Here is a 17,555-nt window from a genome sequence, read left to right as displayed (position 1 = left end):
TTAAGAAATAGATATTCTTCAAAAAAATTATCAATTTCTTCCTTAGAAAAACCTAAAGATTCTAGAATTTCTTTTGCTTCATTTTCTTTAATTTTATTTTGTAAAAGTAATGATAAAACTTTTTCTTTATCTTTTTCTTTATCTTTTTCTTTACCTAAATTTTCATCATTATTTTTGTTAATATTATTATTTCCTACTTTTAATTCATCTAAATTAATGTCCCTAATATTTTTTGAATTTTCATTTCTTTTATAAGACACAATTATATCTCCAGCTAAGCATTTAGCTTCAAGTCTTGGACTATTTGAATCATAATTTATTCCTTCAAATGATACACTTCCTGCTAGAGCCCTTGTAGAATAATTTAGTTTTGAAAGAGGAACACCTACTTTAATACTCCCAGCATTACAATTGATTAAAATGCTTTTAAAATCTTCATTCATAATATCTATACTTAAATCACCAGCTAAATTTGAAACATCGCATTTTGAGAAAAATACATTTTCCATTTTAGTATCACCTGCTAGATTAAAAACTTCAAGTTCATAAGAACTTAATTCATTAATAATTATATCTCCAGCAGCATTTTTAATTTTAGATGTAGAAGAGTTTAAGCTTTTTAATTTTATATCTCCAGCTTTTGTATTAATTTTGATACTTTTAAGATCAACTTTAATTTTATCATCTCTATTTACTATGATATCTCCTCCATTAGAATTTACAGTTATAGATATATTTTGTGGTAAAGTAACATAAAGATTGTTTTTTTTATTTACATAATTAAAACTAAATAAATTAATTTTGATTTTTTCAACTGATTCAATTTTTATTTCTTTTTCTTTCTCTTTTAAGAATATATTATAATCTTTTTCAAAATCACCTTCATAAATAATTTCTATTTTATCTTTTATATTTCTATCCATGTAAAATGAAATCTCTAAATCATCACTAATTTGCGATAAATTTACTAATTGTAGTTCATTTAATATTATTTCTTTTCTCATTTATCTCTCCTTTTTTATAAAAGTTTTTTAAAAATTTTTTTTATTAAACTATGCAAGGACATAAAAAATATTTTATAAAATATATTGGAAATTTTTTTTAAATAATAAGTTTATATTTGTTCAAGTTCTTTAAGCATTTTAATTGCTTCATTTGAAGTAATTTCGCCATTTTCAAGCTTCTGCAATATTTCGTTTTTCTTCTTTTCATAATTTCTATCTCTTTCAACTTTATAACCAAGTGTTTCAATAATTTCATCAAGTCTATTTCTTACAGTTGGATACGATATTCCCAGTTCTTTCTCAACATCTTTGATACTCCCTCTATTCCTAATAAATGACTTTAAAAAAGAGAGTTGTTCATTATTGAGTTTAAAAAAATCATCAAGCTCAAAATTTCCACTAATTTCAACATTACATGACAAACATTTTAAAGATGTAACAACCATTTTGTCTCCACATATAGGACATTTTGTTAAAATTTTTTTAATCATATTACCTCCTTCTTTTAATTAAAATTTTAATAACAAATTATTAATAAATATTATAAAAAGCCAATTTATTTTTAATAAAATAATATTTATAAAAAAAGTATTTTTAAATAATTAACACAGTTATAAATTAAAATAAATAAATTAATATTTAAAATAAAAATTATTAATTTATTAATTAATTTTATTGATGTTATAATTAATATAATTTATAATTATATAATTGTCAAGTTAATTATAAAATAAATTCAATATTTTTTATAATTTTATTAAATATTTGAAATATTATATTAATATTATTAATTATTGCATTAATTATTTTAATATTTTTATTAATCATTCAAATTGAAATTTTTTATAATTATTTTATTGTAATTAAATTATAATTTTTTATATTTTTTTCAGACTTCTTATAAGGATTTTTATGAATAAGAAATTAGGGGATATTATTCTACTCTTAATTTTTGCTTTATTAGTTTTAATATTTTTTTTACCATCAACTTTTCTTTTTTACAAGCATATTAATTCTAAGTTCCCAATTCTTTTATCTTTCTTAAAATTTGCATTACTTGCAACCTATGGTGAAATAATCTCTTATAGAATTAAAAATAAAATACACATAGATAAAAATTTTGGCATTTTTCCTAAAATGATAATATGGGGGATACTAGGAATTTTTATATGGTTTGCTTTTCAAATATTTTATAATGGTTCCATAAAAGGAATCATTGAACCAATGCAAAAATATTTATTAAATATTAATAATTATTATAGTCAATCAAATAAAATAAACTTTAACAAAATTATTTTAAGTAAACTAAATAATTTCTTTTATAAATTAAGTTTAAATAAGATTTTTATAAGTTTTACAATATCTTTCTTTATGAACATATTTTTTGCACCAGTTATGATGTTAACACACAATTTAACTGATTTACACATAGCAAAGAACAATGGAAAATTTATTATATCAAAATTTAAGATACTTGAATTGATAAAGGAAGTAAACTGGAATAAAATGTGGGGATTTGTATTTAAAAAAACAATACCCTTTTTCTGGGTACCTGCTCATACTATAACTTTCCTCTTACCACAAGACTTTAGAATTTTATTTGCTGCTATTCTATCAATTATTTTGGGAATACTTTTATCTTTAAAGAGAAACTGAACATTTTCTTAATTTTAAATTCACAATTTATTTATTTAAGCAGCTAAAAATAATTAAATAAAAAAATTAAAAAAACTACTCACTTTAAATTTGTAAGTAACTAAAAATAATTATTCTAAATTAAAGAAAATAATTTTATAATAGTTTATCTAAATCATCAAGTTTTATCGATGAACTCTGCTTTTCCTTCAAACTTTCTTTATTTTTTATATATAATTTATATTTAGCTGGTAAATATCTTTCATTAAAAAATTTTGCAAACTCAAAGATTTCTTCATTTTTATATTTTTCAGGGATTTTTATCATAAGAAAATAGTTTGGATCTCTTATTCCTTTATACAGTAAATATACAGGATCACTAACTGTTGTTGAAAACCTTTTTGTATATAAAAATATTATTGTTAACACATTTATTAAAACAATAATAAGAACCATTAAATTTTCAGAGTTTTTATATTTTATAAATTCATATAAAATTATTTCAAAATTATAATCTTTAATTGAAATGTAAAACATATTGTTTTTCCCTATATATTCATTAATATAACTTGCATCAAATTTTCTATATATTTCTTTATCCTTATATTTTATAGCACTTACACAATTTTCACTTGAAAAAATAGTTTGAATTAATTTATTTTGAGAATCTTCATCATAATTTTTCCCAACTTTATTAATCTCAATTTCAAAATAAGCTTTTATTTTATTTTCAATGTTATTTTTAAACTCCTTTTCAATTCTGTCAAAGTCATAAGGCAATATAATTTTAGTTACTAAAAACCCTAAAAGTATAGAATTAGTAACAATAATTGACACAAAATTTATATTTTTCTGTAACATTACAGAATTTAAATTCTCTATTTTCCCTAATAACTTAAGAACCCTCAAAATTCTAATTACTCTTGAAGTTCTAATAATTTTTACTGATCTTAGCAAATATAGAAATTTAAATATTCTAATATTAAAAATATTAGATGTATAATATATCTCAATTAAGGCTGGTAATGAACTAAATATAAAAACAGGAATGGAAGCAAAAAAATCGATCCAACCATTATTATAAAAAAAATACTCTTTGAACTTCCTATTTTTAATATTAATAAGGGATTTTATTATAAACTCTATTGAAAAAATAATATCGAAAAAAGCACCACTTAAAATAATTAAATTTCTTAAACTAATTTTTAAACCTAATATGAAACTTAAATTTTCAATTATTATTTGAATTATACTCAATAAAATTATTATTAAAAAAAGATTATCAATTATTCTAATTTTATTAATTTTATTATTTTCTATTCTAAAATGTTTTTTATTATCTTTCAAAAATATACTTTTTGATTTTCTTTTTTCACTAATTTTCTTAATCATAATATGTCCTCAAATTTAAAATAAAAATATTTTTTGATAAATATTTTTACCAATTATTCTCAGAAGCTATAATAAACATTTCATCCAAGTAGTCTTTATCCAAATCCAAAGATTTTGAGTTTAATCTTGCTATATGAAACCAACTTTTATCTGGAGTTTCTGCACCTCTTTCAACTTTCAGTTCTGGATCATATTCCATATACCTTAAATTTAAAATATTTATTAATTTAGAAGAAGCATAATTTTTAGGAATTAGATTAAATTCAATATTTGAAAAAAATGAAATTTTAAATATATCCTCTTTTATTTCAGAAAAAATTTTTCTAATATTTACTACTGATCTTTCTAAAAAATTTATCTTTTCAGAATTAATTGATAAATTTGTAAACTGTCTATTTTGTTCTTTATCAGTATAAATAAAATTCTTTACTAAGCAAACAAAAATTAAATAATTTAAGTATTCTTCATAATCAAGATTATTTCTTTGAACTCTAACAAGTTCATTGAATATAAATTTTCTTTTCTCAAAAATACTACTTAAATAATTCTTTAATTTTTCTTTTATTAAAAGATAGTAGACACCTTTAAAATTAATCCTTGAATTTGGATTGTCTACAATAGTTTTTATTATGTTTTTTAATTTAACTTTAAATTCTTCAATATTTAAATAGCCTGAATATGATATTATTTTTGGTAAAATTCCAAAATTTATAAAATTATCTATATAAAAATTTAATTCATTTAACAATTTATTTTTTAAATCATCATCAATTTTATATAGTATATATGTAATAATAGACTTATAATCTTCATCTGGGAAAAATCTGGGTTCTTTAAATTTTTTTCTTAAATTTTCAGCATTTGTTTTTAAAAACTTAATAATTTGAATTTCTTTATCTATTGAGGAATTATTTTTAATTTGAGGTAAATTATAAATATTATTTATAAAATTATCTATCTTCTCAATATTCTTATTATTATTCAAAGAAATATTTTGCATAAAGCTCCTTATATAAATATTGGTCCAAATATAAAATAAACAATAATTTTTAATAACTTTACATTTGTATTTTTTTCTTAATTTTATTATATTTTATTAAATTAATTTTTCAAGGATTCTAAATGGGATTTTTTAATTTTTTAATTAATAGAAATAAAAGTTTACTTAAAAAATATGAAACATATTTATTAAAAATAAACCAACTTGAAAATGAACTACAACAATTAACAAGGGATGACTTTTTAAAAAAAACAGAAAAATTTATTAAGATGTTACAAAATGGAGAAGATTTAGACAATTTAATTATAGAAGGAGCAGCACTAGTAAGAGAAGCTTCAAAAAGAACTATTAAACTAAGACATTTTGATGTACAGATTTTAGGTGCTCTTGCATTATATGATAATAAAATTGCTGAAATGAAAACTGGTGAAGGGAAAACACTTGTTGCTACTATTCCTTTATATTTGCATTCCTTAACTGGCAAAGCGTGTCATCTAGTAACAGTAAATGATTATCTTGCTAAAAGAGATGCTTTATGGATGGGGCCTATTTATCTTTATCTTGGTAGAACTGTAGGAGTTATTACTTCAGATAAAGCATATGAAGTAAAACTAAACGAAAATGGAGAATCATATATATATGAATGTTCCAAAAAGCATGCTTATAGTTGCGATATAGTATATGGTACAAATAATGAATTTGGTTTTGATTATTTAAGAGATAATATGGTAATAGATCTTGAGCAAAAAGTTCAAAGAGGGCACTATTATGCTATTATAGATGAAGTTGATTCTGTTCTTATTGATGAAGCAAGAACACCTCTAATTATTTCTGGTCCTTCTGAAAAAAATATTGATATTTACAAAACAATTAATTCCATTCTTGTTAAACTCTTAAACAGCGGAGAATTTAATGAATGTTCTAAAGATGAAGATGGTCAATACCTTAAAGAAATTGTTGGTAATGTAGAAAGGTTTATAGATGATGGAGAATACAGGCTAGATGAAAAAAGTAGAAATGTCATACTAACCGAAAGAGGACTTCTAAAAATTGAAAGAGAACTAAAGAATAAAAAACTTATTAGAGAAGACTCTTCTATATTTGAACCTGAAAATATAAATTGGGTATCACATACTGAAATAGCTATGAAAGCTCATAAATTATATCATAATGAAGTTGATTATCTCATTAAAGATAGACAAATTCTTATTATAGATGAATTTACTGGAAGAATACTTCCTGGAAGAAGATACTCTGGAGGATTACATCAAGCAATTGAAGCAAAAGAAGGAGTTCCAATTCAACAAGAAAATCAAACTTTAGCAACAATATCATTTCAAAACTATTTTAGACTTTATGAAAAACTTGCTGGTATGACAGGAACAGCTAAAACAGAAGAAGAAGAGTTTTATAAAATTTATAAACTTGAAGTTGTTGTGATACCAACAAATAAACCTCTAATAAGAATAGATCATCCAGATAGAATTTATAGAACATTAAAAGAAAAGGAAAAAGCTATTATTAATGAAATAAAAAGAGCACATCAAAAAGGACAACCAATATTAGTTGGAACAATTTCTGTTGAAAAATCAGAAAGGCTTTCTTCTTTACTCAAAAGAGAAGGAATAAATCATCAAGTTCTTAATGCTAAATATCATGAAAAGGAAGCAATGATAATAAAAGAAGCAGGAAAACCTTATGCTGTTACAATTGCAACAAATATGGCTGGTAGAGGAACAGATATAAAACTTGGAGGAGAGGATGAAAAAGAGAGAGATTTTGTTATCAAAACTGGTGGATTATATGTAATAGGAACTGAAAGACATGAAGCTAGAAGAATAGATAACCAATTAGTAGGTAGATCTGGAAGACAAGGAGATCCTGGTGAGTCTAGGTTTTTTATATCTTTAGAAGATGATCTTATGAGATTATTCGGCTCAGAAAGACTATCAACATTGCTTCAATCAATAGGATATGAAGAAGACATGCCAATTGAACATCCCCTAATAACTAGAGCTATTGAAAAAGCTCAAAAAAGGGTTGAAAATAGAAATTTTGAAATTAGAAAGCATCTTCTTGAATATGATGATGTTTTAAATAAACAGAGAGTTTATATATACAACTTGAGAGACAAAATCTTAAAAAATGAAAATCTCGATATTATCATAAAAGAAAACCTTGAAGAATTTTTGTGGGATATATTAAATGAAAAAAATATAAAAAAATCTATTTCTACAAATGAAAAATATGAAATTATTTACTTCTTAAACAAATCATTTAATATTAAATTAGAAGAAAATAGTGAAAAATTTCAAACTGAATTTTCAAAAATATTTGATATAAATTCTTTTATCAATTATTTAATGGAGATTTTATTAAATATCTTAAAAGTAAAATTTTCGAATTTGAATGAAGAAGATAATAACTTTATTAAAAAAGCTATATTACTTAATTCACTCGACTCTTCTTGGAAAGAACATCTATTAAATATAGATGGACTTGAAGATTCAATAGCATTCCAAGCATATTCAGGAAAGGATCCACTAATTATTTATAAATTTGAATCTTATAAACTTTTTGAAAATTTGTTAAAGCAATTTAGAGAATCCTCTATAAAACTGTTATTTTTGTTACAAATTTCAAAAACACCCACTAATCTTATAAAGGAAGATACATATATACCTTCCTCTCTCAATCACCAAGAAGTGTCACCTTTTTCTCTTAATAATAATATAAAATACAATGAAAATATTAATGGTTTAAATAATAAAGTACCACCTAATTTAGAAAACAGGATAATATCTTCTGAGAAAAAAAATATTAATCCATATAAAAACATAGGAAGAAACGATCCTTGTCCATGTGGTTCAGGCAAAAAATTTAAAAATTGCCATGGTAGATTTTTATAATTTAATTATTTTTAAAATAATTATTTTTTTAAATTTTTTTATTTATATTTGCTAAATTGATTTATTATCTATTTTTGGTATATTTATTTTAATATGCATGTTTTATTAATAAAATTTTATATAAATATTGAAGAATCTAAATCATTAAAAGATAAAAGAAGAATAGTAAAATCTTTAATTGAATCAACAAGAGAAAAGTTTAAAATATCTATAGCGGAAGTAGGCTTACTTGACGATTTAACAAATAGTATTATTGGACTTGTAGCTGTTTCAAATTCATATGAATTTTTAAGTAAACTTTCTCAAAATATAGAAAATTTTGTAAATTCATACTACCCAGGAAGATTAATTAAAATTGATAAGTGGATTGAAAATGTCGACTAAATTACCATTAAAATTGAACTTTTACATTATAAAAAAATTTTTCCCACCTTTTATTATTACATCAATATTTTTCTTAATAATTTATGTGATTGTTGAATTTTTTGACAAAATGAACTATTTCATAGCCTTAAATATTCCATTTAAAACTATTATTTTATATTATTTATATTACTCCCCAAAAATATTTTATATGCTTTTCCCTTTATCAATTCTTTTTGCAGTATTATTTATAATATCTTCAATGAATCAAAATAATGAACTATTAGCTATTTATTCCGCGGGAATATCTAACTTACAATTCACCTTTTTACTCATAATAACAGTATTTATTCTTACATTTTTTATTATTATTACACAAGATTTTTATTTACCAAAATTGACAAAAAAAAGATTAAAACTTGAAGAAATTATTTTTAGAAAGAATATAACACTTGATAATGTTAACATTTCAAAAAGAGGTCTTGAAAATAATCTTATATTTGTTGACATATATAATAATTCTGAAAAAAAGATAATTAATGTTACAATTATTTATTTTAATAAAAACAATGATATAGAAAAACAAATAAAATCATCTTATGCTATTTACGATGAAAACAAACAAATATGGAATTTTTATAATCTTTATTTATTTCAATTTAATGAAGGTAAAATAATAAGCAGTTATTATCCACAAAAAGAGATTAAATTAAAAGAAAATCCAGAATTTTTTTCAAGAGGTATTACTGATATTGATACAATTACATTAAAAGAAGCTATTAAAAACATTAATTATTATAGAAAATTTAATATAATTGATTTCGAAAATGAATTAAAATTTTGGCAAAAATTTTCATTACCTTTAGGTGGTTTTATTATATCCATTTTAGCTATTTCTATCGGAACATATTTAAAAAGGAATGTATTAATATATTCTCTACTAATATGTTTAATAATATTTGGTATATTTTATTGGATAACAAATACTTTCTGGAATTTAGGTAGAAGAGGATTTGCATCTGCCTTTATTGCTGCATGGATTGGTGACATAATTTTCCTTTTTATTAATATTATAACTTATAAAATTTTAAAAACATAAATTAAAATTATTAATTACTTCAAAACTTTATGGAAAATTTATTCAAGAATGTAAAACTTATTAAAACAGTTTATAAAATTGAAGATTTTGGAGAATTCAAACATAAATATGATTTTCTCATATTTGGAAGATCTAATTCAGGAAAATCATCATTTATTAATTCTTTAATAAATAGAAAAAATTTTGCTTTTGTTTCAAAAAAACCAGGTAAAACATCATCTATAAATTTTTTTCTTATTAATAACTTGTTTTGTTTAGTTGATATGCCGGGATATGGATACAGTAAAACAAGCAATCTAATAAAAAAAAATTGGAATGATATTTTAAATTTTTATTTTAATAACATTAAGACCATTAAGTATTCCTTTTTTTTACATGATATTAGAAGAGAATTTGATGAATTAGATTTTGAATTAATTAATTTTCTTAAATTTTACAAAATTCCCATTTTTTATATCATTTCAAAATGTGATAAAGAAACAAAAAGTAGACTTCTAATAAAAGAAAAACATTTTTTAGAAATTTTAAATGTAACTAATGATAACTTAATACTTTTTTCATCTTTAAAAAAAATAGGTTTGAATAAAGTTGAAAATATTTTTAAAAATATCATATTTTGAGCAATAAAAAAGGGATATTTAGATGAAAGTTAAAATGTATAGCAAGAATAATTTAAAAAAATTGATTTTTTTTGTTAGTATTTTTTTCCTACTATTTTTCTTTTCTTGTAATTCTGAAAACAGGAGACTATACTCAATAAAACTTTTTTCAATTGAAAAAACTGAATCTATAACTAATTTTGACTTTGAACCATATAAAACATATGAGTTTTCAATAATTAAATATAGACAATATTTTATTTATTTTTTTGATAAATACAGTAAAATATTTTATAAATTTTCAAAAACAGGTGATCAATTATTGAAAATTTCTAATATTAAAATTAATGAGTTAGAAATAAATAATAAAAACCAAGAGAATCAAATTACTACAGAAAATGAGAATAAAAATACTCAACAAAAAGAAGATATTAAAGAAGAAAAAGAAAAATCAATTCAAAACATTAAGAATTTGGAAGAAAAATCATATCAACATATTAACAAATCATATCTTAATCCTATTGAAAAAGAAACCATCTCTACCAAAATCTCACGAGAATTTCCTTTCCCAGAAGTTTATGATTTTTATATTGACTTTGAAGGAAATATTATTTTTAAAGTTTCAGTACCTAATCCAGATTTAATAGATCTATTATATATTAATGATAACATAAAGAAATTTTATATTTTTAAAAATTCGGAAACATTGTTAAAAGAAAATTATAATGATCCCTTAAATAACGAAAATATATATGTTTTTTTTATGAAATTTAATAAATTTGGAGATTTAGAAACAATTATTTTAAATTCTGAAAACAATCCATTTTTCCCATATTTGACAACAATTAATATATTGAAAAACAATAATCTAATTATTTCTTCCCTTATCCCAAATAATCCAAATTATGATCTTTTCATGCAATCATTATCATTATATCAATTTATACTTATAGATAAAAATTTTGAAATAATAAAAAATTTTACATTTTCAACAATAAACTTGCCTTTAACAAATTTAGAAAAAGATAAATCATATCAATATTTTATTATAAATTATCTTGTAGATTATTATGGAAACCTTTATTTTTATGTTACTTTTTATGATAAAATATTACCTGTATACTCCAAAATTTATTTTATAGAAGATTTTTCACTAAATACATTAAAAACATTCTATATAAAAAATCTTATAGAAATAGATAAAAATACTAATCAGAAATATGCTGTTCTTGAAGACTTACCTATAGGAATTGATGAATATTCTAATTTATTTTTCATAGTAAGATTAATAAATAAACCAGAATTTATGAAATTATCTATCTTAGATAAAGAAAGAAGATTATTTTTTAAATCTAATGTTAAAACTGATCTTATTTATAGTGAAAACCAATTCTATATAGGAGAAGATGGTTGTATGATTGCTTACTCAGAAAAGAAAGATAGATTTGATATATTTTACTTTGGAACCGATATAATAGCAAAACAACAGTCTCAAAAATAAAAATAATAAATAATATAAAATTAAGATTATGATAGTTTTTTCAAATGATGAAATTAAGAGTTTTGAAAATTTTCTTATAAATAGTATAAATTTCAATCCTTTAATTTTAATGGAGAATGCTGCTTCAAAATTATATTACTATTTAATAAAAAATAAAAAAAATTTACTAAAGAATATTTTAATAATTTGTGGTCATGGAAATAATGGAGGGGATGGATTAGCTCTTGCTAGAAAATTAATAATAAATAACATAAAATATGGTATAAATCAAAAAATATTTAACTCTCTTTACATCTTAATTTTAAATCATGATAAATACTCAAATGAAAATATTTATCAGCAAAATATAATAAATAAATTTAACAAAAATTATTTGAAAAAATTTGGAATTCACATTTTATATTTTAATAATGATGAGGATCTTAAATATATTGTTGAAAACATTAATGAAATAACTCTATTTATTGATGCAATACTTGGATTTGGTACGGAAAATGAGTTGAAATATCCTTTCAATAAAATAATTATGTATTTGAACAATTTTAAGACTAGTAAAAATATTTTTACAATTTCTATTGATGTACCTTCTGGGATTGCAGAGAATTATGACAATATTAGTATTAAATCAGATCTTGTTTTATGTTTAGCTTTTTATAAATTATCTTTATTTTTACCATTTAATAGAAAAAAATATGAAAAGATAAAACTTATTGATATTGAATTTCCGCATAATGAACTCATAAATTATACAAATTTAAATAAAAACAATAAAAATTATTTAAAATCAATCTCAAAAATTTATTATGTTAATAAAAATTTTATTAATTATTTTATTATTAATAAATTAAAAAATATTAGATCTCCTTTTTCTAATAAAGGTAATTTTGGAAAAGTTTACGTATTCTCTTCATTATTAAATACTCTTGGAGCTTCCATTTTTTCTTGTTTAACCTCTTATTCTTTAGGTGCTGGTTTAACTTATCTATTTATAAAAGACGATTTCCATAATTCATCTATTAAAACTACATTTCCTCAAATTATTACTTATACTTACAATAAAAATCTAACATATCAAACATTAGAAAACGGCAATTGCTTTGTTATTGGTCCAGGGTTCGGAGATGAAAAAGAATTGTTAATTAAAATATTTAAAACTTTATTAGAATTAAAAAAAGATAATTTAAATGGTATAACAAAAAAATTTATAATTTTAGATGCTGATGCTCTAAATCTTATATCAACTGATGATAAATTAAAAGAATTAATGTTTTGTCTTTCAAATTTATTCTCCATAATCATAACTCCTCACCTAAAAGAGTTTTCTAAATTTACTGGAATCGAAATTTCTAATATTATTAAAAATCAATTAAATATATTAGTAGATTATTCCACTAAATATAATATATCTATTTTGCTTAAAAGTTTTCAATCTTTTGCAATAATAAGAGAAGATTATAATGAATTTAATAATGACAATTTTGAAAATAAAATAAATAGCAAAAAATATAATACATTTCTTATTAATAAAGGTTGTAATTCAGGACTTGCAAAAGGTGGGACAGGAGATTTAGTTGCAGGTGCCATTTCCGCTTTTTTAGCTCAAGAACTAAATATATTTGAATCTGTTGCTTTAGTTCTTTATCTTTTTGATAATATAGAAAAATATGAAAAAAATTATAATATTTCAAAATTTTCATATGATTATACATTTATTATAAATTGCTTAAAAAAAGAGCTTTATAAACTTTTAGGAAATTAATAATAAGGTATATTTTATGAGTGATCAAAATAGATTTTTAAAAGATGAAGAAAGAATATCATTAAGAAACCAAAAGAATCAACCTAAAAGAAGAACCATTCCTTTAATTATATTGCTTCTCGACATAATTTTAATAGTTCTTATATATGTTTTTGTTGCAAGACCAGCATTAGAGAAGTTAGAGAATACAGAAGATAAAATTATTGTTGAAGATTTTGAAATTGAGTATGATCTTATAATTAGTGAAAATTATTTATTTTTTGACCTTTATTTAAAAAATAAATCTATTAAAGAAAAGATTATAGACTCTTCAACGTTTTTTATTGAAACTTCCTTTTCTAAAGAAATAATTTATCCAAATTTTTCTCAAATTAACATAAAACCAGGTGAAGCTAAACATATTTTGTTTGAAATTCCAGAAATCTATAGTGACAAATTTTACATTAAAGTTTTTTACAAAAATAGAGAATGTTTTCAAACAAAACTTTTTAATATTGAAGAAGAGAAAGAAGAAGCAAATAAATAATAATCATAATTTCCTTTTTTTTATCTAAAATAAAATAATATGGAATTAAAAATGGAAAAAAAAAGAAATAGAATTAAAGATTTATTTAGATCATCAATAGCAATTATTATCTCTAGAATATTAGGTTTACTAAGAGATGCTTTTACAACTCACTATTTTTCACTAAATACATTAGATGCATTTACTGCAGCTTTTAAAATACCTAATACTTTTAGATCCCTATTTGCTGAAGGATCACTAAATAACTCATTTGTTCCTATTTACTGCTCCATAGAAAATGATAAAGATAAAGAGGAATATTTAAGTTCCTTTTTTACTAATTTTTTTATAATACTTTTCTTTTCTGTTCTTTTCTTAATTATAATTGCAGACAAGTTTGTTCCATTTTTAGTTTATGGTTTTTCAAGCTTTAGTTTAGAAAAAACAAACCTAACTATTTTATATACTAGATATTTTTTTATCTATCTATTTTTTATTTCAATAGTTTCATTTATCGCTGCAATTCTAAACGCAGGATTTCATTTTTTTTCTTCTTATTTTAATCAGGTCTATTTTAATTTTACATTTATTATTATTATTATTATATCGCTTTTATTAAAAAAATTGAATAATTATACACTTATTTACTGTGTTGTTATAAGTGGATTAACTCAAATGCTTATAATGTTTCTTTTTCTAATTAAGTATAAAATAAAAATAAAGTTTAAAATAAATTTTAAAAATATTTATTTAAAGGAATCTTGGAAACTTTTCTTAACATCGCTTATATCATCATCTGCTTATCAAATTAATATTTTGTTTTCAACATTTTTTTTATCATTTTTTCAAGGAGCAAACACTTATACTTATATTGCTCAAAGACTTTATCTTCTTCCTGTAGGGCTATTTTCTGAAGCTTTTTCTCAAGTCTTCTTAGCTTATTTTTCCCACTCTAAAGAAATATCAAAAAAAGATGAAGAATTGAACTATTCATTAAGGTTATCATTTTTCATTTCTTTACCTATTATCGCTTATTTCCTTGCTTTTAGTGAACAAATATTAAAGATTTTATTTTTTCATGGAAAATACACTATTAATGATATATATTATTCAAATTATTTGCTTATGTTTTATATGCCTGGAATGCTTTTCGTTTCTTTAAATAAAACATTTGTATCTTACTATTATTCATTAAAAAAAATTCGATTTCCAGTTATTAACAGTATTCTATCTATTATAATTTTTATTATTCTAAATATAATTTTAATGCCATTTTTTAAACTTTATACTGTAGCAATTTCAAACACTATTTCTTTAATATTACAAACATCTTTTTTTAATATTGTATATAGAACCTACAATAAAAACAATAAAACTAAAATAAACATAGAAAAAACTATTTCTATAATAAAATATTTTTTAATTAATTTAATGCTTTTCATTTTATTTTATATTTTGAATAAAAATTTTAAAATAGTAAATCCCATAAAGTTAAATTTTGAATCTTTAAAAGTTTTTATAACATTCTGTTTTTTAAGTTTTTCCTTTTTTATACTTTTCATTTTATCAAGTCTTTTAATTAAAAATGAAGAAATAAAAGTTATTTTAAATATTTTTTTAAAAAAATTTGAAAATAAAAATAGAAAAGACCTAGAAAAATGAAAATAAATTTTGATTACATTTACTTAGATAATGCTAGTACAACAAAACCTTATGATTATTTAAAAGATTTAGTAAATAACTATTTTGAAAACTATTGGATGAATCCATCCTCAATTTATTCCCAATTTATATTAGAAAAAATTGAAGAAACAAGAGTAAATATATTAAAATATATTTTAAATATAAATGGAACCTCAGATAATATAGAAAACTCAAATATTAAAGTTATTTTTACACCATCTGCAACATATTCAAACAATGCTATAATATTTGGTTTAAGAAATTATTTAAAAAATAAAAATATAATTATTTATAATTTCGAACATGCATCTCTTAAAAATCCTATTAAACAAATTAATAACATATACCCATATTTAAATGTAAGAACAAAAATCTTAACTATAAAGGACTATTTTAAAACTATAAATAAAGATCATAACTTATCAGAAAATATATTAACAGATAATTTATTGAACCATATTGATAATGAAACTGGTCTTGTTATATTTTCATTTATAAATAATGAAACTGGGTTTAAGTTTAATATTGATAGAATTTCAAAGGAAATAAAAAAAATTAATAAAAATACTTTAATATTATGTGACATGACCCAAGGCTTTTTAAAATACAAAATTGATAATATTGAAAATATTGATTTTATTACTGCTTCTTCACATAAATTTCATAGTTTAAGAGGTTGTGGAATAATTATTCTTAAAAACAATGAATTAATTAAACCCATTATTTATGGTGGTAGCCAGGAAGCAAAAATTTATCCTTCAACTGAAAATACACTTTCTATTCTTTCTATAAATGAAGTTATTAAAAACCAATTAATAATTAAAAATAAAATTGAGGAAGATTTTATTTATGTAAGAAATTTAGCAAGATATTTTTTAGAAAATTTGATATATTTTTCAAAAAAATTAGATCTTGATATATTCTTCTTTTCTAAAGAATTTATTGAGAATAACCCTGATAATAGTTCTACTGGTATAATTGATAAGAAAAATATGTCTTTTTCTCCTTATATAATAAAATTTTTCATAAAAAATATCAAAAGTGAAATTTTAGTAAACGAATTAGCTAAGTTTAATATATTTGTTTCTACAAGCTCAGCTTGTTCTTCAAAAAAAGAGAAACAAATAGATTATAAAATTGATCTTGGTTTTCCCGAATATTTTTCGGAAGGAGGATTAAGAGTTTCTTTTTCCAAATTTAATAATATTAAAGAAATTGATATTTTCTTTTTTTATTTAGAAAAACTAATAAAAGAACTATTTTTAATCTTTCCTTAATAAAATAAGATACTCAATATTTCCTTTTCCACCTTTTATTGGAGATTCTATATAATTTTCAATAATTATACCATTTATCTTACACCAATCAAAAAAAACTTCAAGAATACTTTTCCTTACAATCTCATTTTTTACAATAAATTCAAACTTTTTATTTCTAATAATTTTTTGACTTAATAAGGCTTGTTCATATTGGGGTTTAAAAAGAACTATTCCTTTTTGCTCCTTTACAAGATCAATTATATTTAATATAATTTTTGTAACTGAAATAAAAGAAACATCCATTACAAAACAATCAGGTAAAAGAGGTAAATCTTCTCTTTTTAAATATTTTGCATTAATCTTTTCAATAGAAAAAACTTTTGGATTATTTCTTAATTTATAATGAAGTTGTGCTCTCCCTGAATCAATTGCTATAACTTTTGATGCTCCTTTTTCTAATAAAACTTCAGTAAAACCCCCAGTAGAAGCTCCAATATCAAGAAATATCTTATCTTTTACAATAAAATTAAACTTTTCTATTGCATATTTTAATTTATAATAACCTCTAGAAACATGAATATCCTCAATATTAATTTCAAAATTCAAATTATCTATTTTGAATTCTAAAATGCTTTCTTTCAAATTAAAGAAATCATTTTTGAGTATATTTAAATGGTTATCATTTTCAAATTCATTTAAATTAAAACTATAATTAATCTTAAATGAAGGTTTTAATATATTAATTCCATTAATTTTAATAAAACCTTTTTTAATAATCTGCAAAGCTTTATTTCTTGATTCTACAATTCCTATTTCGACTAAAAATTTATCCAATCTCATTTTAATA

The 17,555-nt window shown here is 20.9% G+C and carries 15 protein-coding genes; 10 read left to right on the top strand and 5 right to left on the bottom strand.

Going from position 1 to position 17,555, the window contains the following annotated elements:
* Together N3A58_00900 and N3A58_00895 are read right to left on the bottom strand one after the other, a co-directional pair.
* The coding region (locus N3A58_00900) for a DUF4097 domain-containing protein (GenBank protein ID MCX8057957.1) at positions 1-1,004 on the bottom strand (1,004 nt) is incomplete at its 3' end.
* Between the two features lie 110 nt (positions 1,005-1,114).
* Complete coding sequence (locus tag N3A58_00895; protein ID MCX8057956.1) at positions 1,115-1,495, bottom strand: DUF2089 domain-containing protein; 381 nt, start codon at positions 1,493-1,495, stop codon at positions 1,115-1,117.
* A 421-nt stretch (positions 1,496-1,916) separates the two neighbouring features.
* On the opposite strand from N3A58_00895, the gene N3A58_00890 reads away from it, so the two are divergent.
* Positions 1,917-2,660, top strand: coding sequence for a hypothetical protein (locus tag N3A58_00890; GenBank protein ID MCX8057955.1), 744 nt, complete (start codon positions 1,917-1,919; stop codon positions 2,658-2,660).
* A gap of 135 nt (positions 2,661-2,795) precedes the next feature.
* Here N3A58_00890 and N3A58_00885 read toward each other — a convergent pair whose 3' ends face one another.
* Entirely contained in the window at positions 2,796-4,031 is a 1,236-nt protein-coding gene (locus N3A58_00885) for a hypothetical protein (GenBank protein MCX8057954.1), read from the bottom strand.
* A 46-nt stretch (positions 4,032-4,077) separates the two neighbouring features.
* Positions 4,078-5,031 carry a hypothetical protein gene (locus N3A58_00880; GenBank protein MCX8057953.1) on the bottom strand — a complete coding sequence of 318 codons (954 nt, stop codon included), beginning with the start codon at positions 5,029-5,031 and terminating at the stop codon, positions 4,078-4,080.
* A 122-nt stretch (positions 5,032-5,153) separates the two neighbouring features.
* On the opposite strand from N3A58_00880, the gene secA reads away from it, so the two are divergent.
* The 9 genes from secA (at position 5,154) to N3A58_00835 (ending at position 16,726) form a co-directional block, all read left to right on the top strand.
* Complete coding sequence (gene secA, locus N3A58_00875; protein ID MCX8057952.1) at positions 5,154-7,940, top strand: preprotein translocase subunit SecA; 2,787 nt, start codon at positions 5,154-5,156, stop codon at positions 7,938-7,940.
* A 93-nt stretch (positions 7,941-8,033) separates the two neighbouring features.
* Positions 8,034-8,324 (top strand): DUF503 domain-containing protein, encoded by a 291-nt coding sequence (locus N3A58_00870; protein MCX8057951.1) that lies wholly within the window; start codon positions 8,034-8,036, stop codon positions 8,322-8,324.
* Positions 8,314-9,402: an LptF/LptG family permease gene (locus tag N3A58_00865; GenBank protein MCX8057950.1), complete on the top strand. Its 1,089-nt coding sequence runs from the start codon at positions 8,314-8,316 to the stop codon at positions 9,400-9,402. The genes N3A58_00870 and N3A58_00865 overlap by 11 nt, the downstream gene beginning before the upstream one ends.
* Before the next feature lie 29 nt (positions 9,403-9,431).
* A complete protein-coding gene (gene yihA / locus N3A58_00860) occupies positions 9,432-10,022 on the top strand; it encodes a ribosome biogenesis GTP-binding protein YihA/YsxC (GenBank protein MCX8057949.1) in 591 nt (196 codons plus the stop codon).
* Between the two features lie 22 nt (positions 10,023-10,044).
* Positions 10,045-11,502, top strand: coding sequence for a hypothetical protein (locus N3A58_00855; GenBank protein MCX8057948.1), 1,458 nt, complete (start codon positions 10,045-10,047; stop codon positions 11,500-11,502).
* A 28-nt stretch (positions 11,503-11,530) separates the two neighbouring features.
* Positions 11,531-13,261 (top strand): NAD(P)H-hydrate epimerase, encoded by a 1,731-nt coding sequence (locus tag N3A58_00850; protein MCX8057947.1) that lies wholly within the window; start codon positions 11,531-11,533, stop codon positions 13,259-13,261.
* Positions 13,262-13,277: 16 nt separating this feature from the next.
* Positions 13,278-13,787, top strand: a complete 510-nt coding sequence (locus N3A58_00845) for a hypothetical protein (protein ID MCX8057946.1) — start codon at positions 13,278-13,280, stop codon at positions 13,785-13,787.
* 51 nt (positions 13,788-13,838) lie between these two features.
* Positions 13,839-15,428, top strand: coding sequence for a murein biosynthesis integral membrane protein MurJ (gene murJ / locus N3A58_00840; GenBank protein ID MCX8057945.1), 1,590 nt, complete (start codon positions 13,839-13,841; stop codon positions 15,426-15,428).
* Complete coding sequence (locus N3A58_00835; protein ID MCX8057944.1) at positions 15,425-16,726, top strand: aminotransferase class V-fold PLP-dependent enzyme; 1,302 nt, start codon at positions 15,425-15,427, stop codon at positions 16,724-16,726. Before murJ ends, N3A58_00835 begins: the two co-directional genes overlap by 4 nt.
* On the opposite strand, the gene N3A58_00830 is transcribed toward N3A58_00835, so the two are convergent.
* Positions 16,712-17,548 (bottom strand): TlyA family RNA methyltransferase, encoded by an 837-nt coding sequence (locus N3A58_00830; GenBank protein ID MCX8057943.1) that lies wholly within the window; start codon positions 17,546-17,548, stop codon positions 16,712-16,714. The two genes, N3A58_00835 and N3A58_00830, sit on opposite strands and share 15 nt — an antisense overlap.
* Between the last annotated feature and the right edge of the window lie 7 nt (positions 17,549-17,555).

The organism is Spirochaetota bacterium (assembly GCA_026415295.1).
In the GTDB taxonomy this organism is placed as follows: Bacteria; Spirochaetota; JAAYUW01; order JAAYUW01; family JAOAHJ01; genus JAOAHJ01.
The sequence above is the reverse complement of the archived record's forward strand: the minus strand, read 5'-3'. Positions and strand labels throughout refer to the sequence as shown.

What these genes read in the sequence shown, in the direction of transcription:
- N3A58_00880 (MCX8057953.1), bottom strand. Translation starts at nt 5,031, where the DNA reads ATGCAAAATATTTCTTTGAATAATAATAAGAATATTGAGAAGATAGAT.
- murJ (MCX8057945.1), top strand. Translation starts at nt 13,839, where the DNA reads ATGGAAAAAAAAAGAAATAGAATTAAAGATTTATTTAGATCATCAATA.
- N3A58_00885 (MCX8057954.1), bottom strand. Translation starts at nt 4,031, where the DNA reads ATGATTAAGAAAATTAGTGAAAAAAGAAAATCAAAAAGTATATTTTTG.
- N3A58_00845 (MCX8057946.1), top strand. Translation starts at nt 13,278, where the DNA reads ATGAGTGATCAAAATAGATTTTTAAAAGATGAAGAAAGAATATCATTA.
- N3A58_00890 (MCX8057955.1), top strand. Translation starts at nt 1,917, where the DNA reads ATGAATAAGAAATTAGGGGATATTATTCTACTCTTAATTTTTGCTTTA.
- yihA (MCX8057949.1), top strand. Translation starts at nt 9,432, where the DNA reads ATGGAAAATTTATTCAAGAATGTAAAACTTATTAAAACAGTTTATAAA.
- N3A58_00855 (MCX8057948.1), top strand. Translation starts at nt 10,045, where the DNA reads ATGAAAGTTAAAATGTATAGCAAGAATAATTTAAAAAAATTGATTTTT.
- secA (MCX8057952.1), top strand. Translation starts at nt 5,154, where the DNA reads ATGGGATTTTTTAATTTTTTAATTAATAGAAATAAAAGTTTACTTAAA.
- N3A58_00895 (MCX8057956.1), bottom strand. Translation starts at nt 1,495, where the DNA reads ATGATTAAAAAAATTTTAACAAAATGTCCTATATGTGGAGACAAAATG.
- N3A58_00830 (MCX8057943.1), bottom strand. Translation starts at nt 17,548, where the DNA reads ATGAGATTGGATAAATTTTTAGTCGAAATAGGAATTGTAGAATCAAGA.
- N3A58_00870 (MCX8057951.1), top strand. Translation starts at nt 8,034, where the DNA reads ATGCATGTTTTATTAATAAAATTTTATATAAATATTGAAGAATCTAAA.
- N3A58_00850 (MCX8057947.1), top strand. Translation starts at nt 11,531, where the DNA reads ATGATAGTTTTTTCAAATGATGAAATTAAGAGTTTTGAAAATTTTCTT.
- N3A58_00865 (MCX8057950.1), top strand. Translation starts at nt 8,314, where the DNA reads ATGTCGACTAAATTACCATTAAAATTGAACTTTTACATTATAAAAAAA.
- N3A58_00835 (MCX8057944.1), top strand. Translation starts at nt 15,425, where the DNA reads ATGAAAATAAATTTTGATTACATTTACTTAGATAATGCTAGTACAACA.